Genomic DNA, 19019 nt, shown 5'->3' with positions numbered 1-19019 from the left:
ACCTAGCTGGCTGTGACCTGCTGAAAAGGCGCGCAAAAAAGAGAGCGTTCTGGCGTTAGCGATCACGGTTCCGCTACCCTGCGCTCTTGTGACGCAGGGTCAGATGGGGTTAGCCTGCGACAAAGGGACGCGAGTGTTGCCGGGGCGCCGCGGTTCCATAAGTTTGATGACGATCTCGGGTGAAAGGCGAAGAAATGGGCATCGAACGCGAAGTTGCCGTAAGGTCAATCGAAGGGATCGAGATTCCGGGCGGCGGAAGCCTTGGCGGGGCCGATTTTCTGCGCGCTCTCACCGTCGACGGCGATACCGTTCGATTCGTCCTCGAGGTCCGGGATGCCGATCAGGCGCGCGCATTCGCCCCGGTCGAGGCCGAGGCGCGGCGGCGGCTGCTGGCGCTGCCGGGTGTGGCCAATGTCTCGATCGTCATGACCGCGCCGGCCGGCAAACCGGCGGCACAGACGCCACCGCCGCAGATGAAGCTGGGCCGCCACCCGACCCCGCAAGCCGGACCGCAGCCGATTGCGGGCGTGAAGAACATCATCGCCATCGGTTCCGGCAAGGGCGGCGTGGGCAAATCCACCGTCACCTCGAATCTCGCGGTGTCGCTGGCGCGGGCCGGGCGGCGCGTGGGGATTCTGGACGCCGATATCCACGGACCCAGCCAGCCGCGGATGATGGGGGCCTCGGGCCGCCCCGCCAGTCCCGACGGCCAGCGGATCGAGCCGCTGCAGGCGCATGGCGTCACGCTGATGTCGATCGGCTTCATGCTGAACGAGGGCGAGGCGGTGATCTGGCGCGGGCCGATGCTGATGGGCGCGATGCAGCAGTTGCTGGGACAGGTGAACTGGGGCGAGCTTGACGTGCTGCTGATCGACCTGCCGCCCGGCACTGGCGATGTGCAGCTGTCGCTGTGTCAGAAGGCGGCGCTGACCGGGGCGCTGATCGTCTCGACGCCGCAGGATGTGGCTCTGCTGGATGCCCGCCGCGCCATCGACATGTTCCGCAAGCTGAAGACGCCGATCCTCGGGCTGGTCGAGAACATGTCGAGCTATGTCTGCCCGAATTGCGGCCACGAGGCGCATCTCTTCGGTCATGGTGGTGTTGCCGCCGAGGCGCGGGATCTGGATCTGCCCTTCCTTGGCGAGATTCCCCTGGAACTCGAGGTGCGGCTGGCCGGAGATGCGGGCCGCCCGGTGGCTCTTGGCGAGGGGGCGGTTGCCGAGGCCTATGCCCGGCTGGCCGACCGCCTGATCAAGGGCGGGCTGGCCTGACCGGTCAGCCCTTGTCGCCGAGGCCCATCTCTTCCAGGACGCGCTGGCGGGCCAGCGCCGAATCGCGGTCGTTGATGCCCAGCAAGCCGGCGACGAGGCGGATCATCGATTCCTCGTCGGCCCCGCGTGTCTCGTCGGCATAGGCAATCTCCCACAAGGCGGCGATCACGTCAAAGCGGTCTTCCAGCGCGATGCGGTCCTTGATCGTGCGGGTGAAGCGGACGGTATCGGGCGCCTCGGCCTCGATCATCTCGGCGGCGGCGCGGCGTTCGGCCGCCTGCGATGCGCTGAGGCCACGGCGGCGGGCGAGGATCTGCTCGATCCGCCGCTGCTCGACCCCGTCATAGCGGTCATCGGCGCGGGCGACCCGCACCAGCAGTGCCGCAAGCGCCACCTCGGCATCGCCGGCATCGATGCGGCGGTCCTCGGTGTCATCGGCGAAAAGGCGGGTCAGGAGATTGCGAAACATGCGGCCATCATAGACCTTACGCCCGCCGTCACAAGACGCGATCAGGCTGGGTCATATCCGGCGACGATGACGACATCCCCCGCGCTGCAGGGTTTGCGCAGCGCCAGCGCAGCCTGGTACTCGGCGCTGTGATAGCAGTCGGTCGCGGCCTCGAGGCTGGGAAATTCGACCACGACACTGCGCGGCCGTGCCTCGCCCTCGACCACGGTCTGCGCGCCGCCGCGCACAAGGAAGCGCCCGCCAAACTGGGCCAGCGGCGCGGCATTGGCCTGACGATATGCCTCGTAGGCTGTGGGATCATCTACCGTCACATGCGCGATCCAGTATCCCTTGGGCATCAGTGATCCTCCGGTATGGCAATCCGTCCTTCGGCGACCTTCGCCGCCCGCCCGCTGATGCGGACCTCGGTGATGGCCCCGTTTCTGACCTGAACCGTCAGCCCGATCTCTGACGGGCGGCCCATCTCGACGCCCTGACGCAGCGCGATGCGGCTCTCGCCCTCGCCGAGCCGACCGGCGGCCAGCAGCAGCGCGGGCAAGGTGGCCGAGGCGGATCCGGTCGCGGGGTCCTCGGGCACGCCATTCGCGGGCGCGAACATGCGCGCCCGGAAACCATCGCCCTCGGGCGCATAGGCATAGAGCTTGGGGACAGCGCGGGTCAGCGCCTCGAAGGCCTCGCCGCGCGGACGTGCCTGGGCCAGCGCTTCGAGATCGCGCAGCGGCACAAAGATGAAACCATTGCCGGCACTGGCCATGGCGGGGCGATGCGCGCCGAACCCGATCTGCCCCACCGTCAGCCCCAGCGCCGCGGCAACGTCGACAGGCGTTGGTGCCTCGCCGTTCAGCGTGGGCAGCACCGGCGCCACGAATTCCGCCAGCCCGTCCCCGATGATCACGGGCACCAGTCCGGCCTCTTCCTCCAGCACGATCCGCCCATTCTCGCCGCCCGACAGGTGCAGCGCGCAGCCGATGGTCGGATGGCCGGCGAAGGGAATCTCGGCCTTGGGCAGGAAGATCCGCACCCGCGCCGTATGCGCCGGATCGCGCGGCGTTTGGACAAAGATCGTCTCGCTGAGATTGAACTGCCGGGCGATGGTCTGCATCTGCGTCGTGCTCAGCCCATCCGCCCCCATGACCACGGCCAGCGGATTGCCCGAAAAGGGCTTGTCGGTGAAGACATCATAGATGTGGAACTCGAGCATCACCCGCCTCAGCCCTCAATATTTCTGCGGCACATAGAGATCGCGCGGCAGCACGTCACGTTCGTAATCGGGGTTGAACACGCGGTTCGGCAGCTCGATCTCGTCATGCGGCACCTCGGTATAGGGCATCAGCCCCAGAAGGTGGCTCATGCAGTTCAGCCGGGCGCGCTTCTTGTCATTGCCCGGCACGATATACCACGGCGCCTCGGGAATATTGGTGCGCTCGAACATCTCTTCCTTGGCCTTGGTATAGCTTTCCCACCGCACCCGGCTTTGCAGGTCCATCGGCGACAGCTTCCATTGCTTCAGCGGATCGTGGATGCGCATGAGGAACCGCATCTGCTGTTCCTCGTCAGTGACCGAGAACCAGTATTTCACCAGCCGGATGCCCGAACGGACCAGCATCCGTTCAAATTCCGGAACGTCCTGGAAGAACTGCTCGACCTCGTCCTCGTTGGCGAATCCCATCACCCGCTCGACGCCCGCGCGGTTGTACCAGCTGCGGTCGAACAGCACGATTTCCCCGCCTGCCGGCAGATGCGGCACGTAGCGCTGGAAATACCATTGCGTCTTTTCCCGGTCCGAGGGGGCGGGCAGGGCGACCACGCGGGCGACGCGCGGGTTCAGCCGCTGGGTGATGCGCTTGATGGCTCCGCCCTTGCCGGCCGAATCGCGGCCCTCGAAGATGACGACGATCTTTTCCTTGTAATGGCTGACCCAGTCCTGCAGCTTGATCAGCTCGGATTGCAGGCGCAGCAATTCCTGGAAATACAGCTTGCGATCCATCTGCTCGGGATGGTTGTCGCGGTAGATGCGCCGGATCTCGGCCGAGAGCACCGCATCCTCCAGCTCGATCTCGTAATCCTCGTCCAGCGTGTCCTGAAGCTCGGCTTCGAACCAGTCCTTGGGCGCATCGTTCATGTTCGGCAATCCTGCAGTGACGTTACGTAGTTAGCAGAGAAAGATGACAAGTTAAAAAAGGTTGGGTTTCCAAACCTGCAGAATCTGCACATAAAGATTGTGCGCGGCGGCCTTTGCTCTGTCAGCGGTTGAAGCGCGCAGCGCAAGACCGCGTAACCCCCAGTACAAAGCCACCGCCGCGCACCCCGTCCACCGTGCCGCACCATTCGCCGTTCGTGCTGAACAGGCTGCGCGTGCCGCGCGCCGGACGATAGGCAACCCGCCGACCGTTCACGTCAAAGAGGTTCAGCACCCCGCCCGCATTGGTGCTGTAATAGCCCATGACCCCGCCATCGCCGGTGATGATCAGCCGCTCCGAATTCGCCGGGTTCGAGGGCCGGTTCTCGTAGGCCGAACTGGAATTGGCGCTGTTCGCCGCGCTGTTCCAGGCGGAATTGGGCGAGTTCGACATGCGCGACGGCTTGTTCGCCGGATGGGCCGGGCCAAGGTCGAAGGGAATCTGCGACTGCTCGATGACAATCAGGGGGGCGTCAGCGAGAGCAGGGGTTGTGAGAAGTGCGGCGAGTGCGGCGAGGGCGAGGCGCATGGGATGGATCGCTCGATTATGGTTTTGAGCGATTGTGACGCGTTGCGGGCGGTTTGGGTAGGGGGTGGGGGATCGGTCGGCGGAAAAGGGGTTGAGTAAAGGTGGGAGATGCACAAGCCCGGCAGACCCGCTCCCTGCGTGAGATGGCTTGCGATACAAGCCTAGGATTATCCCTCTACTGGATTGCCAGATAGTCGCTGGCGTTTAGATCTATGTACCGCGCTCGGAATTTGTCGAGCCACTCCCGTTCGTGATCTGTCGCAACTCGCTGCCACGCCTCTGAAACTTGGCCCAAGGTAAATGCGCGGAAGTTCTGTTCAGGTGAAATCAGGGTTTTTCGGTAGGCTTCGATTGGACCAACGCACTTTTGGTCGTCGTCATGATGAACGACCCAAAGCTGAGAAGTATCAATGTCGAACTCCCGTGCGCTGCGGACACTCGCAAGTAGCAGATGGTTCCGCCAAAGCTGCCAAATATCAGTTGTGACGAACACGTCACTCTCTGGCTCCGCCCAAAGGCGGGCGCTATGTGCGGTCGCTCGATATACCGGCTTGTCCGCCTGACTGTTCCGGCTTGGGTCGCTAAATGGCTCGGTGAGCTTGGTCTCTATCGCGATCAGACCTTGCCTGCCGAGATGGTCAGTATAGCGAACCAAGACATCAAAGGATGTTCGGTCATTCAAATGAGTTTTCTTGTCTGGCGTGAATTCGATCTCCACGCTGGCGCTGTGTAGCTCAGTTCCCAAGAGGGTGCCCATAAATCGTCGCGCCCGTTCTGGATTTACAACCAACGGACCGAACAGGTTGAAGGCCATCGGCTGCGATGATAGCAAATTCTGTTCGTTTCGGCGTTTCTCGACATGCGGGCCGGCGCTTCCCATCGCCAGAACTTTAATCTCTTCAGTCAGAAAATTCAGGCCTTTGGCAGCGTCGTCGGAATGCAGGTAATTGCCATATGGAAGCTTTTGGGGACCACCGACACCGGTTCGCTCAAGTCCTAGAACCACGCGCCGCCACCACGATTGATGCAACCTCATTCGCTTCGTGAACGGGTCGTCGCTCGATCTTTGCGGACCTACATCCGCGAGTTGCACTGCCAACAGATCGTCAGACATAAAAAGCTCCCTAGTTGCCTCGACTAGAGTTCACCATGCCCGGATCGTTATCAAGGTTAACTGGCGAGACCTCTGACCAGTGGCTCGCCACCGGTCAGCAAGTTGCCCAATTACACCAACCGCGCCCCCACCTTAGCCGCCTCCACAAATCCCGCAAACAGTGGCGCCGGCAGGAACGGCTTCGACTTCAGTTCAGGATGCGATTGCACGCCGATGAACCACGGGTGATCGGCATATTCCACCACCTCGGGCAGCTTGCCGTCCGGTGACATGCCCGAGAAATGCAGGCCGGCGGCCTCCAGCTGGTCGCGGTATTTCGCGTCGACCTCATAGCGGTGGCGATGGCGGTCTTCCATCTCGGTCGCGCCGCCATAGATCCCGGAGATCTTCGAGCCGGGCTCCAGGATCGCGGTATAGGCGCCAAGGCGCATGGTGCCGCCCTTGTCGTCGCCGACCTTGCGCTGCACGGTGTAATTCCCCTGCACCCATTCCTTCAGGTGATAGACGACCGGGGTGAAGCGGGTCTGGCCGGCCTCGTGGTCGAACTCCTCGGAGCCGGCATCGGGCATGTCGGCGAGGTTCCGGGCGGCCTCGATCACCGCCATCTGCATCCCCAGGCAGATGCCCAGATAGGGCACCTTCTTCTCGCGCGCGTATTTCGCCGCGGCGATCATCCCCTCGGTGCCGCGCTCGCCAAAGCCGCCGGGCACGATGATGCCGTGATAGCCATCCAGAAGATGTGCGCCTTCGCCTTCCAGCTTCTCGCTGTCCACCCAGTCGGCCTTGACCCGCACCCGGTTCGCCATGCCGCCATGGGTCAGCGCCTCGGCGATGGATTTATAGGCGTCCTCGAGCTGGGTATACTTGCCGACGACCGCGATCTTGACCTTGCCCTCGGCATTCTGCAGCCGGTCCATCACGTCTTCCCACCGCGACATGTCGGGGCGCGGGGCCGGGCTGATGCCAAAGGCATCCAGAACCGCCTGATCGAGACCGGCGCGATGATAGGCCAAGGGGGCCTCGTAGATCGACTTCAGGTCATAGGCGGGAATGACGTGATCGGGGCGGACATTGCAGAAGAGCGCGATCTTGGCGCGTTCCTTCTCCGGGATCGGATGCTCGCTGCGGCAGACCAGCACATCGGGGGCAAGGCCGATCGACTGCAATTCCTTGACGCTGTGCTGGGTGGGCTTGGTCTTCAACTCGCCGGAGGCCGCCAGATAGGGCAAGAGCGTCAGGTGCATCAGGATGCACTGGCCGCGCGGACGCTCGTGGATGAACTGCCGGATCGCCTCGAAGAAGGGCAGGCCCTCGATATCGCCGACCGTGCCGCCGATCTCGCAGAGCATGAAATCGACCTCATCCTCGCCGATGGAGAGGAAATCCTTGATCTCGTTGGTGACGTGCGGAATGACCTGAATGGTCTTGCCCAGGTATTCGCCGCGGCGTTCCTTTTCCAGCACATTGGAATAGATCCGGCCCGAGCTGACGGAATCGGTCTTGCGCGCCGAAACGCCGGTGAAGCGCTCGTAATGGCCAAGGTCCAGATCGGTCTCGGCCCCGTCATCGGTGACGAATACCTCGCCATGTTCAAAGGGTGACATGGTGCCGGGATCGACGTTCAGATAGGGGTCGAGCTTGCGCAGCCGCACGGTAAAGCCCCGCGCCTGCAGCAGCGCCCCCAGCGCGGCGGATGCCAAGCCCTTGCCGAGTGAGGAAACCACGCCGCCGGTGATGAAGATGTAACGCGCCATTGGGCCCCCGTGATGTCGTCAAATTCAAGTCGTAGCGGGCCGCCGAGCGACCTGCATCACGGGAGTCAAGAAATAACCGATTTGTCCCGTGGCCGCAACGGACCGCAAGTGGATGTGGGGTGATTTTCACACCCCGCAATTTCTGGTGAGCTTAGTTGGTCGCAGGTGCGGCCGGTTCGGCGGGCGTTTCCGCCGCCGGGGGAGTCTCGGCCGCGGGGGCCTCAGTTGCGGGGGCCTCAGCCGGGGCTTCCGCTGCCGGCGGGGTTACAGGAGCAGCCGCCGCATCCGTCGCCGGCGCAGCCGCTTCAGGCGCCGCAGCCGCGTCACCGGCCGGCGCGGTGGGCGCGGGCGGCGTCACCGGCTGGCCGCTGGTCGCGGGCGGGGGCGTATAGGTGCCAAGGCCCGGCAGGTCGGTCGCCGGTGCCTGCTGGCTCTGGCCGTTGCCGCCCAGCTGGTCGATGATCGAGCCGGTCGAAGCTTCGCGGGCCGCGATGATGGTCAGCGCGATCGAGGTCACGAACAGCGCGATGCCGAAGATCCAGGTCAGCCGGGTAAAGACGTTCGCCGCCTGACGGCCGGTCATCACCCCGCCGCCACCGCCGCCGCCCATGCCAAGGCCACCGCCTTCCGAGCGTTGCAGCAGCACCACCCCTGTCAGAAGCAGGGCCAGAATCAGATGGATCGTCAGCACGACGTTTTGCACGGGGCGGGCCTTTCCTTTGCGGACGCGCCTATCTAGTCATCCGCAGAGATGATGGCAAGCGGTGGGTGGCCTCGATGGGCGCGGTGATGATTCAGGGCACGGGATCGAATGTCGGCAAGTCGCTGCTGGTCGCGGGCCTCTGCCGCGCGGCGCGGCTGCGCGGGCTGTCGGTCGCGCCCTTCAAGCCACAGAATATGTCGAACAATGCCGCCGTGACCGCCGATGGCGGCGAGATCGGTCGGGCGCAGGCGCTGCAGGCGCGGGCCTCGGGGCTGGAGCCTGTGACCGACATGAACCCGGTGCTGCTGAAACCCGAGACCGATACCGGCGCGCAGGTCGTGGTGCAGGGGCGCGCCGTCGCCAGGGCCGAGGCGCACGACTATGCCGGGCTGAAGCCGCGCCTGATGACGGCGGTGATGGAGAGTTTTGGCCGGCTCAGCGCCGCGCATGATCTGGTCATTGTCGAGGGGGCGGGCAGCCCCGCCGAGGTGAACCTGCGTCCGCGTGACATTGCCAATATGGGATTCGCGCGGGCGGCCAATGTGCCGGTGGTGCTGGCGGGCGATATCGACCGGGGCGGGGTCATCGCCCAGATCGTCGGCACGCAGGCGGTGATCGACCCCGAGGATGCAGCGATGGTGCGGGGATTTCTCATCAACAAGTTCCGTGGCGATCCGCGGCTCTTCGATGATGGCTATGGCTTCATCGAGGACCGCACCGGCTGGCGCGGCTTCGGCGTGCTGCCGTGGTTTCGGGACGCCATGCGCCTGCCGGCCGAGGATGCGGTCGATCTGCGCGCCTCGCGTGGGGCAGGGCTGAACGTGGTGTGCCTGACCCTGTCGCGGATCGCCAATTTCGACGACCTCGACCCGCTGGCCGCCGAGCCGGGGGTGCGACTGAGCATGCTGGGGCCGGGGCAGGTCTTGCCCGGAGACACCGATCTAGTGGTGATCCCCGGCACCAAATCCACGCGCGGCGATCTGGATTTCCTGCGCGCGCAGGGCTGGGATATCGACCTTCAGGCGCATCTGCGGCGGGGCGGGCATGTGCTGGGTCTCTGCGGCGGCTATCAGATGCTGGGGCGTGCCATCCGCGACCCGCAGGGCACCGACGGTCCGCCGGGCGAAAGCGAGGGGCTGGGCCTTCTGGACGTGGCGACCGAGATGGCCGGTACCAAGCGGCTCGAGCGCGTCAGCGGCACCGCCCTTGGCCAGCCGCTCAACGGCTACGAGATCCATATGGGCCGGACCGAGGGGCCGGATTGCGCCCGGCCTTTTGCGCATGTCCCCGGCCCGGACGGGGCCATCGGCCGCGACGGGCGGGTGATGGGCACCTATCTGCACGGGCTTTTCGCCGATGACCGCTTTCGGGCCGGCTTTCTGGCGCGGCTGGGGGCGGCCTCGCAGCCGGGCTACGAGGCCGGCGTTGAGGAGACGCTGGACGCATTGGCCGCGCATATGGAGCGGCATCTGGACGTTGGGGCGATTCTGGGGCTGGCGCAAAGCTAGCAGACCCGGCCCGGGGACTAGGGCGAAGCCCGCCCGGGCCAGCGCCTGCCCGTCCCGGCGGGCTGGCGCTTTGGTGACGCTGGTCCCGAGTTCACCCAGCCGAGGGACTTTGCACCATAAACCGTATTGGCGAACCGTCGCGGCGCCAGCCCACGGGCCGGCGCTGGCCCTCCGCCGCGCCTAACTGCGCATCGCCGCCGTCACCCGGTCCCATTCCGCGTGATCGCCCGGAACCCCCATCCTGAGCCAGCCCTTGGAATAGGGAAAGCGCCGCGTCCAGACCTGTGACCGGGCCAGCGCCTCCTGCGCGCCTTCCGCATCCCCGGTCTCGTACAGCCGGAACAGATGCGTGCCGCCCACCACCTGCCAGCCCCGCTGCATCGCCAGCCGGTCCAGCCGCAGCGCGGCCTCGCTGTGATAGACGACAGCCGCATCGGCCCATGCGGCATCACCCATGGCCGCCGCCCCGATCTCCAGCGCCGGGCCATTGACCGCCCACGGCCCCGCCTCGCGCGCGACTGCGGCCAGCAGCGGTGGCGCGCCCAAGAGGAAGCCAAGCCGCAGCCCCGCCAGCCCCCAGAACTTGCCGAAGCTGCGCAGGATGCTGACATTCGCGGGCATCCGGCCCGCCAGCGACAGGTCCGGCCTCGGATCGGCAAAGCTTTCATCGACGACCAGATGCCCGACCCGCCCGGCCAGATCGGCCAGCACCTCGGGCGCCCATTCGCGCCCGTCGGGATTGTTCGGATTGACCACCATCGCCAGATCGGCGCCCGTCATGGCCTCAATGGTCGGAACGTCGTCGACCTGCCAGCCCGCCGCCCGCAGGCTGGCGGCATGTTCGTTATAGCTGGGCGCGATGACCGCCGCGCGGCCCTTTGGCAAGATGCGCGGCAGCAACTGGATCGGTGCCGAGGCCCCCGCCATCGGCAGCACCTGCTCTGCTTCGCAGCCGAACCATGCCGCCGCGACCCGGGTCAGCCGCGCCCGCGCCGATTCGGTCGGCAGCGCGCGCCAGACCGCCTCGGGCACTTGCCCCACCGGCCAGGGGCGGCGGTTGATTCCTGTGGACAGATCGATCCAGTCGCCGCCGCCAAAGCGCGCCTGAGCGCGGTCGATATCGCCGCCATGGTCCCGATTCATGCGGGTTTTCCCCCTATCCGCCGCTTGTGCGTTTGCTAGGCAGTGCCTCGTTGCGAGGCAAGCCGTTAAGGAAATTTTACTTTACACCCTGCCAATTCCAACACAGGATATAGTGTAAGCAGCCAAGGCATCCCGCCGGGTGTTGTGACTGCCACCAAGACTAGCGGCGACAGAACCGCTTCCTCAGACAGGCGAAAGCAGGCAGGGGACAGACATGGCTCAGACAGACCATTACATCCATAGCGACGAGATCCATCCGATCGATATTGTCGAGTCGGTGGCCACCCATCACGCCTGGGATTTCGACCGACTTGCCGATGACCAGATTGCCATGGTGGTCGAGGGGCAATGGCGCAGCTACTCCATCACCCTCGCCTGGTCGGCGCGGGAAGAGGTGCTGCGGCTGATCTGCACCTTCGACATGGACCCGCCCGAAGAGCGCCTGCCCGAGCTTTACGAGACGTTGAACCTTGCCAACGATCAGGTCTGGGATGGCGGCTTCACCTTCTGGGCCGAGCAGAAGCTGATGGTCTGGCGCTATGGTCTGGTGCTGGCCGGCGACACCATCGCAGCGCCCGAGCAGATCGACCAGATGATCTGCAATGCGCTTCTGGGTTGCGAACGCTTCTATCCCTCGTTCCAGCTGGCCGCCTGGGGCAACGCGAGCCCCGCCGCTGCGCTGGACATCGCCCTGTCCGAAGCCTACGGACGGGCCTGAGGGGGCGCACTTCCCCCGCCGGCAAGAGGGGGAATGAATGACCGATTTCGACGAACTGAACAGCCGCGGGCTAGTGCTTGTCGGCTGTGGCCGCATGGGCGGGGCAATGCTGAAGGGCTGGCTGGCACGCGGGCTGGAACCGGGCGCTGTCACCGTCATCGACCCGAAACTGGCGCCCGACTGGCATGACAAGGGCCTGCGCGTGAACGCGCCCCTGCCGGAAAATCCCGCCGTTCTGGTCCTTGCGGTCAAGCCCCAGATGATGGCCGGGGCGCTTGGCGAGATGCCCAAGCTTACCGATACGCTGGTCATATCGGTGGCCGCCGGCACCACCATCGCCACCTTTGAGAACGCCTTTCCGGGTAGCCCGGTCGTGCGGGTGATGCCCAATACCCCCGCCGCCATCGGGCAGGGGATCTCGGCCATGATCGGCAATGCCGCCGCCACGCCAGCCCATCTCGATCTGGGCGAGGCGCTGATGCGCGCGGTCGGGCGCGTGGTGCGGCTGCAGGGCGAGGACCAGATGGATGCCGTCACCGGCCTCTCGGGCAGCGGCCCGGCCTATGTCTTTCACCTGATCGAGGCGATGGCGGCGGCTGGCGTGGCGCAGGGCCTGCCGGCAGACCTGTCGCTGGAACTGGCGAGGATGACCGTGGCCGGGGCCGGGGCGCTGGCGGTCGATGCCGATCAGGACCCGGCGGTGCTGCGCGAGAACGTCACCTCGCCGGGCGGCACGACGGCCGCGGGGCTTAAGGTGCTGATGGACCCCGAGACCGGCTTGCCGCCCTTGATGGCGCGCACGGTCGCCGCCGCGACCGAACGGGGCCGTGAGTTGGGAGCCGCGAAATGACCATTTCCTTCGACGAATTCCTGAAGGTCGATATCCGCGTCGCCACCATCACCCGCGCCGAACCCTTTCCCGAGGCGCGCAAGCCCGCGATCAAGCTGTGGCTCGATCTGGGGGAACTGGGCGAGCGCAAATCCTCGGCCCAGATCACAAAATATTACCAGCCAGAGACGCTGGTCGGGAAACAGGTGCTCTGTGTGGTGAACTTCCCGCCGCGCCAGATCGGCCCGGTCATGTCCGAGGTGCTGGTGCTGGGTGTGCCCGATGAGGAGAACGAGGTGGTGCTGATCGCGCCGGACCTGAAGGTTCCGAATGGCGGAAGGATGTATTGATGAAACTGCTGGTCACCCGCCCGATGACGCCCGCCGCGACCGACGCGATCCGCGCCCGCTTTGACGCGAGCTTCCTGCCTGACCGCCCGCTGACGCCCGCCGAGGCGCGGCAGGCGATGCAGGATCACGACCTGATCCTGCCCACGCTGCGCGACGGCTTCACCGCCGAGGCCTTTGCCGGTGCCGAGCCCGGTGATCTGCGCTGCAAGCTGCTGGCGAATTTCGGTGTGGGCTTCAACCATATCGACATCGAGGCGGCGCGGGCCGCCGGCATCGCCGTCTCGAATACGCCGGGCGCCGTTACCGACGCCACCGCCGATATCGCCATGACGCTGCTTCTGATGGCCGCCCGCCGCGCCAGCGAGGGCGAGCATCTGGTGCGCAGCGGTAGCTGGGACGGCTGGTATCCGACCCAGCTTCTGGGCACCCATGTCACCGGCAAGACCGTCGGCATCATCGGCATGGGCCGCATCGGGCAGGCCATCGCCCGGCGCTGCCATTTGGGCTTCGGGATGCGGGTCGTGTTCCACAACCGCTCGGCGGTCTCGTCGCTGGACTTTCCGGCCGAGCAGATGCCGGATCTGGCAGCGGCCCTCTCGGCCGCCGATTTCGCCGTGGTCGCGGTGCCGGGTGGTGCCGGAACGCGGCACCTGATCGGGGCGGCGGAATTGGCCGCGCTGGGGACGGGTGGCTATCTCATCAATATCTCGCGCGGTGATGTGGTGGATGAAGCCGCGCTGATCGCGGCGCTGCAATCGCGCGCCATCGCCGGCGCTGGCCTCGATGTCTATGAGCAGGAGCCGCTGGTGCCCGAGGCGCTGCGCAAGCTGTGGAATGTCAGCTTGCTGCCGCATCTCGGCACCGCCGCCGAAGAGGTGCGCACCGCCATGGCGCTGCGCGCGCTGGACAACCTGGTCGACTTTGCCGAGGGCCGCGCACCTCGCGATCAGGTGAATTAACAATTGCTCAATCGCGGAACTGCCGTTTCCAACCCTGCGTTTGATCCCCGTAATCAACGCGCAATTCTTGAAAGGAGCACGCGATGAACTGGGATATCGTTGAAGGCAAGTGGAAGCAGCTCAAAGGTGCCGCTCGCGCCAAATGGGGTGATCTGACTGATGATGAATACGATCAGGTCGCCGGCAACCGCGAGCAGCTGGCCGGCAAGCTGCAGGAGAAATACGGCTGGACCAAGGACGAGGCCGAAAAGCAGGTCGACGAGTTCGCGCGTGACGTGGATCGGGACCTGAAGAACCTCTGAGATCGCACACCGGCTTTGCCGGTGGGCGCCAACCGGCAAGCGGGACACCAGTCCCACCTGTAGGTTCACCAGTTTATGCCGCCGCCGAGCAATCGGCGGCGGCTTTTTTGCGGCACCGGACCGGGTGATCTTTGCGCCCGCCAGTCCGTGAACGCCTCTTTCCTTTTTCAGCGAAACAGGCTCATCTTGCGCCATGACAGAGCTTGGCGAACGCGCGATGGCCTTGATCCGCGCCGGTATTGCGGCCGCGGACCCCGCGGCTTGCGTGACAGCAAACCTGGATCAGGCGCTGGCCGATCCACCCGCCGCCGGCGGTCGCTGGCATGTGATCGCGCTTGGCAAGGCGGCACGGGCCATGGCGGTTGCAGCACTGGCGGGCCTGCCCAAGGGCACGACTGCGCTGGTCATCACCAATGCCGGCAATGATGCCCCGCTGGAGGGGGCGCGGGTGCTGACCTCGGGCCATCCGGTGCCCGATGCGGCGGGCGAACTGGCGGCGCGCGAGGTCGAGGCGATCCTGCAATCGGCCGGTCCAGACGACCGGGTTCTGGCGCTGATCTCGGGCGGTGGCTCGGCCATGCTGCCGGCGCCGATCACCGGGCTGACGCTGAAGGACAAGCAGGCGGTGAACAAGCTGCTGCTGGCCGGGGGCGCGGACATCACCGAGACCAACCTGATCCGCCAGGCGCTGTCGCGGCTGAAGGGCGGGGGCTGGCTGCGTACCAGCCGCGCCCCGGTCACTGCCCTTATCCTTTCCGACGTCCCGGGCGATGACCTGCGCGTCATTGCCTCGGGTCCGACCGTAGCGCCCATCGGTACGGTGGCCGAGGCTGCCGCCAAGGCCCGCGATCTGGGTCTCTGGGACCGGTTGCCCGGATCGGTGCAGGAGGCGCTGGCGCGCGGCGAGGATCGCGGCGCGCTGCCCGAAGCGCGAAACATCCTGATCGGCTCGAACCCGCAAAGCGTCGCGGCGATTGTCGCGGCGGGGGCTTCCGAGGGGCCGATCCCGCTGGAAGGCGACGTGCAGGACTGTGCCGAGGCGATTTTGGCCGTGGTGCGCGACCTGCCCGAGGGCGCGGCCATGGCCTTCGGTGGCGAGACGACGGTGACTCTGACCGGCAAGGGCATGGGTGGGCGCAACCAGGAACTGGCGTTGCGTTTCGCGCGAATTGCCAGCGAGGCGCTGGCAGGCGACTGGGTCTTTGCCAGCGTCGGCACCGATGGCCGTGACGGGCCGGGGCAGGCGGCCGGCGGGCTGGTCGGCCCCGAAACCATCGGCCTGATCCGCAAGGCCGGCATCGATCCTGATGACGCGCTGGCGCGCAACGACTCCACCCCGGCGCTGAAGGCCGGCAAGGCTCTGGTCATCACCGGCCCGACCGGTACCAATGTCGCCGATTTGGCGATCTTCATGCGCGGGACGGTGGCGTGATCCGCGCCTATACGCTGGCCGGCAACAAGCTGGTCCCGCTGCCCGAGGGGGTGGGTCTGGCCGAGGCGATCTGGATCGACCTCTGGTCGCCAACCGACAAGCAGATCGCCGACGCGACCGCGCTGGGGATCGACGTGCCGAGCCTCGCCGATATGGAAGAGATCGAGATCTCGAACCGGCTCTACCGCGAGGGCGATACCGAATACATGACCGCCGTTCTGCCCGGCGAATTGCCCGATGGCACGAGGGTCGCCATGCCGGTGGCCTTTCTGCTGTCGCCGACCCGGCTGGTCACCGTCCGCCACCACGCGCCGCGCCCCTTCAACACCTTTCCCGACCGGGCCGAACGCTCGACCACCGGCTGCCGCTCGGCCGAGCGGCTGTTCCTGGGCCTGATCGAAGAGATCATTGCCCGGCTCGCCGATATTCTGGAAAACTCGGGCCGCGTGCTGGATGCAACGGTGCTGAAGGTTTTCGATGCCGGTGCCGACAGCCCCTCGGCGGTGCTGCAGGCGGCATTGTCCAAGGTGGGGGCCGAAGCTGAACTGATGGCGAGGGTGCGGCTTGGCCTGCTGACGATCGAGCGGCTTCTGGCCTTCTACACCGCCACCACCGACGAGCGCCCCGATAGCGCCAAGATCCGGGCGGTGCTGCGGGGCCAGCAGCGCGATGTGCAGGCACTGGAGGTTCATGCCGATTTCCTGTCCTCGCGGGTCAGCCTGTCGGTCGACACCACGCTGGGGATGATCAATCTGCAGCAGAACAAGACGGTGCGGATCCTGTCGGTCATCGCCGCGCTGTTCCTGCCGCCGACACTGATCGCCAGCATCTATGGCATGAATTTCGAGGTCATGCCGGAACTGCAGCAACGCTGGGGCTATGCCATGGCGCTTGTGATGATGGTTGCCTCGGCGGTCGGCACCTATCTCGTGCTGCGCTGGAAGAAATGGCTGTAGCGCGCTGATTTCGGGCGCGACTGAACCAAAGGAAGGTAAGGGGTCTGCAGATGCGTTCGACGATGTCCTATCTGGTCTGGCCGCTGATCGTGACGGTGCTGGGCGTGGCGCTGGCCGGGTTCATTGGCTGGGAATTCACCGGCCGCAGTTCAGGGGCGATGTCGTTTCTCTTGATCGCGGCGGTGCTGGCGGTGCTGGAAATCTCGCTGTCCTTCGACAATGCCATCGTCAATGCCAACAAGCTGAAAACCATGTCGCCAATCTGGCAGCGGCGCTTCCTGACCTGGGGCATCCTGATCGCGGTCTTCGGGATGCGGCTGTTGTTCCCGCTGATCATCGTGGTGATCGCGGCCAAGATCGGGCCATGGGCCGCCGTCATGCTGGCCGCCACCGAACCCGGCGAATACGCCCGGATCATGGGCGAGGCGCATCTGCCGATCGCGGCCTTCGGCGGGTCGTTCCTGATGCTGGTGGCGCTCAGCTTCTTCTTCGACCAGTCAAAGGACGTGGACTGGATCGGCCGGCTGGAGCGGGCGCTGCGCGCCCTCGGTTCGGTCCGGGGGATGGAGGTCGGTTTCGTCCTCGTCATCATCCTGCTGTTCGTCTGGCTGCTGCCGGTCAGGGACGAGAAGATCTTCATGTTCTCGGCCATGTGCGGGATCGTGACCTTTCTGGCCGTGGATGCGCTGGGGCATGTTCTGGACCGCTGGGGCAAAAGCGCGGGCGCGGCGGCGCAGGGCGGGTTCGGCGCCTTTCTCTACCTCGAAGTGCTGGATGCCTCGTTCAGCTTTGACGGGGTGATCGGCGCATTTGCCCTGACGCAGAACCTGTTCCTGATCGCCATCGGTCTTGGCATCGGGGCGATGTATGTGCGGGCGATGACGGTGATGCTGGTCGAGAGGGGGACACTGGCCGAGTTCCGCTTTCTGGAACATGGGGCTTTCTGGTCGATCCTGATCCTCAGCGTCATCATGTTCGGCCAGACCATGTGGCATATCCCGGAGGCGGTGACCGGCCTTCTGGGCGCGGGCTTCATCGGCATGGCCTTCATCAGCAGCCTGATCTGGAACAGACGGCACCGAGAGCGCGAGGCGGATGAGGAAGAGGCGCGCAACGGCTGAGTTCGGTGCCTGCGCAATACCGGGGCGCTGAGCGCGGAAAATGCCAGAAAATGCTGGGTTTCTGGCCGCACGGCCCGTGCACCGATGGTGCACAGGGCGTGCACCGGTCGCGCGGCCTGCCTACATCGAGTCGATCAGATCCAGCATCTCGGGCGGCAGCTGGTCCTCGGGGATTGAATAGACATGCTGCCCATCCTTCGGATCGGTCACGGTGATCTTGTAGACCATCGCATCGGCCGAGCGTGACCTGACGCTGCGCGAGGCGAGTTGGTCCAGATCTCGCGGCTCGAAATATTCGCAGATCTCCTGCTGGACCGCCGCGGATTGCTGGTCCACGTCGATCCGCTTCTTGACGCCAGCCGCAGCGATCCCGCCGAAGCCGCCGCTGGACGAGATTTCAATGATCATGGCAATGCATCCAGCCGTTACCGTTGTGCAACTCATCGCGCGAAAGATAGGCGCGACGGGCGATTCCGGCAAGATCACTCTATGGACAGGTTGCCTCAGCGGGTCCCGATCAGGCGGGAAGCCCGACCAGTTTCCACGCCCGGCGCAGCATGATGACCTCGGTGCTGCCGAGCCCGTGGATGCCGATGGCCGCATCCACGGTCTGCTGGCACCAGTCGGCAAAGCTGGCCAACGGGTTGTTCAGGTCCTGCAGGGCGCGATACCAGATCTGTCCCGGCTTCTCCCAGGAATTGCCGCCAAGATACTGGCAATAGAGGTAAAAGGCGTGGTTGGGGATGCCCGAGTTGATATGCACCCCGCCATTGTCATCGGTCGTGGACAGGAAATTGTCCATGTGGAAGGGCTGCGGGTCCTGACCCAGAAGCTCGTCGGCATAGGCGGTGCCGGGGGCCTTCATGCTGCGCAGGCCCACGCCCTTAACATCGGGGCCAAGGATACCGCCGCCGATGATCCAGTCGGCCGCATCCACATCCTGCCCCAGATGGCGCTGGACCGCGATGGCGCCGAAGACATCGGCGATGCTTTCATTCAGGGCGCCTGACTGGTCCTGATAGACCAGCCCGCCGGAATGCTGGACGACACCATGGGTCATCTCGTGCGCGATCACCGAGAGGTCGATGAAGGTCTTGAACAGCTTGCCGTCGCCATTGCCATAGGCCATCTGCCGACCGTCCCAGAAGGCGTTGTTGTAGTTGCGGCGGTGGTTCACCGTGGCGATCAGCGACTGGCCCTCGCCATCCAGCGAGTTGCGGTTGAACTGGGTGGCATAGAGCGAGAAGACCTCGCCCGCGCCGTCATAGGCATTGTCGACATCGGCATTGCCGGTGGGGTCGTCGCCTTCGGACCGGACCAGCTTGCCGGGCAGGGCGGCCTTGTTCTCGCCATCATGGATGCGGCGGTCGGGGCTGAAGCCGGGTGCGGCGCTGCGCCGCTTGCCGCCCCGCGCGACGGCGGCGGTGGGCTGGTCGGGCGGGGGCGGGGTGACATGCCCCTGTTCCTGCCGTTCCTGCCGCAATTGCTCGGTCTGCTTCAAGAGGCTGCGGGCCATGTCGGCCACCTTTTCGTCACCGCGCAGGGCGATGACGCGCAGCATATGCGGGGGGACGATGCAGTTGATCGGGTGATGAGTGGCGTTGCCGCAGACCGCAAAACACATGACACAGATTCCTCTTGCTGGCAGCAAAAGATTAACACAGGTTAACGTCAGAACAAAG

Annotated in this window: 21 protein-coding genes; 10 read left to right on the top strand and 11 right to left on the bottom strand. The window is 65.4% G+C overall.

The genetic code is table 11. The features are described 5' to 3' along the window. Window positions 1-194: 194 nt before the first annotated feature. Complete coding sequence (locus Q1A36_RS15210; RefSeq protein ID WP_299845870.1) at window positions 195-1271, top strand: Mrp/NBP35 family ATP-binding protein; 1077 nt, start codon at window positions 195-197, stop codon at window positions 1269-1271. A 4-nt stretch (window positions 1272-1275) separates the two neighbouring features. Here Q1A36_RS15210 and Q1A36_RS15205 read toward each other — a convergent pair whose 3' ends face one another. The 8 genes from Q1A36_RS15205 to secG form a co-directional block, all read right to left on the bottom strand. Continuing rightward, window positions 1276-1740, bottom strand: a complete 465-nt coding sequence (locus Q1A36_RS15205) for a TerB family tellurite resistance protein (RefSeq protein ID WP_299845867.1) — start codon at window positions 1738-1740, stop codon at window positions 1276-1278. A gap of 41 nt (window positions 1741-1781) precedes the next feature. Further along, the gene (locus Q1A36_RS15200) at window positions 1782-2078 is read right to left on the bottom strand and encodes a DUF1330 domain-containing protein (protein WP_299845864.1); all 297 of its coding nucleotides are present in this window, start codon (window positions 2076-2078) and stop codon (window positions 1782-1784) included. Next, window positions 2078-2941 (bottom strand): PhzF family phenazine biosynthesis protein, encoded by an 864-nt coding sequence (locus tag Q1A36_RS15195; protein ID WP_299845861.1) that lies wholly within the window; start codon window positions 2939-2941, stop codon window positions 2078-2080. The genes Q1A36_RS15200 and Q1A36_RS15195 overlap by 1 nt, the downstream gene beginning before the upstream one ends. A 15-nt stretch (window positions 2942-2956) precedes the next feature. Continuing rightward, window positions 2957-3862: a polyphosphate kinase 2 gene (ppk2, locus tag Q1A36_RS15190; protein WP_299845857.1), complete on the bottom strand. Its 906-nt coding sequence runs from the start codon at window positions 3860-3862 to the stop codon at window positions 2957-2959. Window positions 3863-3983: 121 nt separating this feature from the next. Next, window positions 3984-4448, bottom strand: coding sequence for a hypothetical protein (locus Q1A36_RS15185; protein ID WP_299845854.1), 465 nt, complete (start codon window positions 4446-4448; stop codon window positions 3984-3986). Between the two features lie 175 nt (window positions 4449-4623). After that, on the bottom strand, window positions 4624-5562 hold the full coding sequence (locus Q1A36_RS15180) for a hypothetical protein (protein ID WP_299845851.1): 939 nt from the start codon (window positions 5560-5562) through the stop codon (window positions 4624-4626). 110 nt (window positions 5563-5672) lie between these two features. After that, window positions 5673-7316: a CTP synthase gene (locus Q1A36_RS15175; protein WP_299845848.1), complete on the bottom strand. Its 1644-nt coding sequence runs from the start codon at window positions 7314-7316 to the stop codon at window positions 5673-5675. A 151-nt stretch (window positions 7317-7467) separates the two neighbouring features. Then, the gene (gene secG, locus Q1A36_RS15170) at window positions 7468-8019 is read right to left on the bottom strand and encodes a preprotein translocase subunit SecG (protein WP_299845845.1); all 552 of its coding nucleotides are present in this window, start codon (window positions 8017-8019) and stop codon (window positions 7468-7470) included. Between the two features lie 74 nt (window positions 8020-8093). Here secG and Q1A36_RS15165 point away from each other — a divergent pair, with 74 nt between their 5' ends. Then, complete coding sequence (locus Q1A36_RS15165; protein WP_299846055.1) at window positions 8094-9527, top strand: cobyric acid synthase; 1434 nt, start codon at window positions 8094-8096, stop codon at window positions 9525-9527. Window positions 9528-9707: 180 nt separating this feature from the next. On the opposite strand, the gene cobD is transcribed toward Q1A36_RS15165, so the two are convergent. Then, window positions 9708-10670, bottom strand: coding sequence for a threonine-phosphate decarboxylase CobD (gene cobD / locus Q1A36_RS15160; protein WP_299845842.1), 963 nt, complete (start codon window positions 10668-10670; stop codon window positions 9708-9710). Window positions 10671-10884: 214 nt separating this feature from the next. Between cobD and Q1A36_RS15155 the strand changes: the two genes are divergently transcribed. From Q1A36_RS15155 to Q1A36_RS15120, 8 genes are all read left to right on the top strand, one after another. Further along, the gene (locus Q1A36_RS15155) at window positions 10885-11388 is read left to right on the top strand and encodes a YbjN domain-containing protein (protein WP_299845839.1); all 504 of its coding nucleotides are present in this window, start codon (window positions 10885-10887) and stop codon (window positions 11386-11388) included. Window positions 11389-11425: 37 nt separating this feature from the next. Beyond that, window positions 11426-12238 (top strand): pyrroline-5-carboxylate reductase, encoded by an 813-nt coding sequence (proC, locus tag Q1A36_RS15150; RefSeq protein ID WP_299845836.1) that lies wholly within the window; start codon window positions 11426-11428, stop codon window positions 12236-12238. After that, a complete protein-coding gene (locus tag Q1A36_RS15145; protein WP_299845833.1) occupies window positions 12235-12567 on the top strand; it encodes a tRNA-binding protein in 333 nt (110 codons plus the stop codon). Before proC ends, Q1A36_RS15145 begins: the two co-directional genes overlap by 4 nt. After that, window positions 12567-13526 carry a D-glycerate dehydrogenase gene (locus tag Q1A36_RS15140; RefSeq protein ID WP_299845831.1) on the top strand — a complete coding sequence of 320 codons (960 nt, stop codon included), beginning with the start codon at window positions 12567-12569 and terminating at the stop codon, window positions 13524-13526. The genes Q1A36_RS15145 and Q1A36_RS15140 overlap by 1 nt, the downstream gene beginning before the upstream one ends. An 83-nt stretch (window positions 13527-13609) precedes the next feature. After that, a complete protein-coding gene (locus tag Q1A36_RS15135) occupies window positions 13610-13828 on the top strand; it encodes a CsbD family protein (RefSeq protein ID WP_101750812.1) in 219 nt (72 codons plus the stop codon). A gap of 193 nt (window positions 13829-14021) precedes the next feature. Next, window positions 14022-15260, top strand: coding sequence for a DUF4147 domain-containing protein (locus tag Q1A36_RS15130; protein WP_299845827.1), 1239 nt, complete (start codon window positions 14022-14024; stop codon window positions 15258-15260). Further along, window positions 15257-16216 carry a magnesium transporter CorA family protein gene (locus Q1A36_RS15125; RefSeq protein WP_299845825.1) on the top strand — a complete coding sequence of 320 codons (960 nt, stop codon included), beginning with the start codon at window positions 15257-15259 and terminating at the stop codon, window positions 16214-16216. The genes Q1A36_RS15130 and Q1A36_RS15125 overlap by 4 nt, the downstream gene beginning before the upstream one ends. A gap of 50 nt (window positions 16217-16266) precedes the next feature. Continuing rightward, window positions 16267-17337, top strand: coding sequence for a DUF475 domain-containing protein (locus Q1A36_RS15120; protein ID WP_299845823.1), 1071 nt, complete (start codon window positions 16267-16269; stop codon window positions 17335-17337). A gap of 120 nt (window positions 17338-17457) precedes the next feature. Here Q1A36_RS15120 and Q1A36_RS15115 read toward each other — a convergent pair whose 3' ends face one another. Then, entirely contained in the window at window positions 17458-17745 is a 288-nt protein-coding gene (locus tag Q1A36_RS15115) for a protealysin inhibitor emfourin (protein ID WP_101750816.1), read from the bottom strand. Window positions 17746-17854: 109 nt separating this feature from the next. After that, window positions 17855-18961, bottom strand: coding sequence for a M4 family metallopeptidase (locus Q1A36_RS15110; protein WP_299845821.1), 1107 nt, complete (start codon window positions 18959-18961; stop codon window positions 17855-17857). Window positions 18962-19019 lie beyond the last annotated feature (58 nt).

This window comes from uncultured Paracoccus sp., assembly GCF_947487305.1.
Lineage (GTDB): Bacteria > Pseudomonadota > Alphaproteobacteria > Rhodobacterales > Rhodobacteraceae > Paracoccus.
This window is presented reverse-complemented; position numbering and strand designations above follow the sequence as displayed.

What these genes read in the sequence shown, in the direction of transcription:
- cobD (WP_299845842.1), bottom strand. Translation starts at nt 10,670, where the DNA reads ATGAATCGGGACCATGGCGGCGATATCGACCGCGCTCAGGCGCGCTTT.
- Q1A36_RS15195 (WP_299845861.1), bottom strand. Translation starts at nt 2,941, where the DNA reads ATGCTCGAGTTCCACATCTATGATGTCTTCACCGACAAGCCCTTTTCG.
- ppk2 (WP_299845857.1), bottom strand. Translation starts at nt 3,862, where the DNA reads ATGAACGATGCGCCCAAGGACTGGTTCGAAGCCGAGCTTCAGGACACG.
- Q1A36_RS15110 (WP_299845821.1), bottom strand. Translation starts at nt 18,961, where the DNA reads ATGTGTTTTGCGGTCTGCGGCAACGCCACTCATCACCCGATCAACTGC.
- Q1A36_RS15130 (WP_299845827.1), top strand. Translation starts at nt 14,022, where the DNA reads ATGACAGAGCTTGGCGAACGCGCGATGGCCTTGATCCGCGCCGGTATT.
- Q1A36_RS15210 (WP_299845870.1), top strand. Translation starts at nt 195, where the DNA reads ATGGGCATCGAACGCGAAGTTGCCGTAAGGTCAATCGAAGGGATCGAG.
- Q1A36_RS15200 (WP_299845864.1), bottom strand. Translation starts at nt 2,078, where the DNA reads ATGCCCAAGGGATACTGGATCGCGCATGTGACGGTAGATGATCCCACA.
- Q1A36_RS15180 (WP_299845851.1), bottom strand. Translation starts at nt 5,562, where the DNA reads ATGTCTGACGATCTGTTGGCAGTGCAACTCGCGGATGTAGGTCCGCAA.
- proC (WP_299845836.1), top strand. Translation starts at nt 11,426, where the DNA reads ATGACCGATTTCGACGAACTGAACAGCCGCGGGCTAGTGCTTGTCGGC.
- Q1A36_RS15155 (WP_299845839.1), top strand. Translation starts at nt 10,885, where the DNA reads ATGGCTCAGACAGACCATTACATCCATAGCGACGAGATCCATCCGATC.
- Q1A36_RS15135 (WP_101750812.1), top strand. Translation starts at nt 13,610, where the DNA reads ATGAACTGGGATATCGTTGAAGGCAAGTGGAAGCAGCTCAAAGGTGCC.
- Q1A36_RS15140 (WP_299845831.1), top strand. Translation starts at nt 12,567, where the DNA reads ATGAAACTGCTGGTCACCCGCCCGATGACGCCCGCCGCGACCGACGCG.
- Q1A36_RS15115 (WP_101750816.1), bottom strand. Translation starts at nt 17,745, where the DNA reads ATGATCATTGAAATCTCGTCCAGCGGCGGCTTCGGCGGGATCGCTGCG.
- Q1A36_RS15145 (WP_299845833.1), top strand. Translation starts at nt 12,235, where the DNA reads ATGACCATTTCCTTCGACGAATTCCTGAAGGTCGATATCCGCGTCGCC.
- Q1A36_RS15165 (WP_299846055.1), top strand. Translation starts at nt 8,094, where the DNA reads ATGGGCGCGGTGATGATTCAGGGCACGGGATCGAATGTCGGCAAGTCG.
- Q1A36_RS15185 (WP_299845854.1), bottom strand. Translation starts at nt 4,448, where the DNA reads ATGCGCCTCGCCCTCGCCGCACTCGCCGCACTTCTCACAACCCCTGCT.
- Q1A36_RS15205 (WP_299845867.1), bottom strand. Translation starts at nt 1,740, where the DNA reads ATGTTTCGCAATCTCCTGACCCGCCTTTTCGCCGATGACACCGAGGAC.
- Q1A36_RS15120 (WP_299845823.1), top strand. Translation starts at nt 16,267, where the DNA reads ATGCGTTCGACGATGTCCTATCTGGTCTGGCCGCTGATCGTGACGGTG.
- Q1A36_RS15175 (WP_299845848.1), bottom strand. Translation starts at nt 7,316, where the DNA reads ATGGCGCGTTACATCTTCATCACCGGCGGCGTGGTTTCCTCACTCGGC.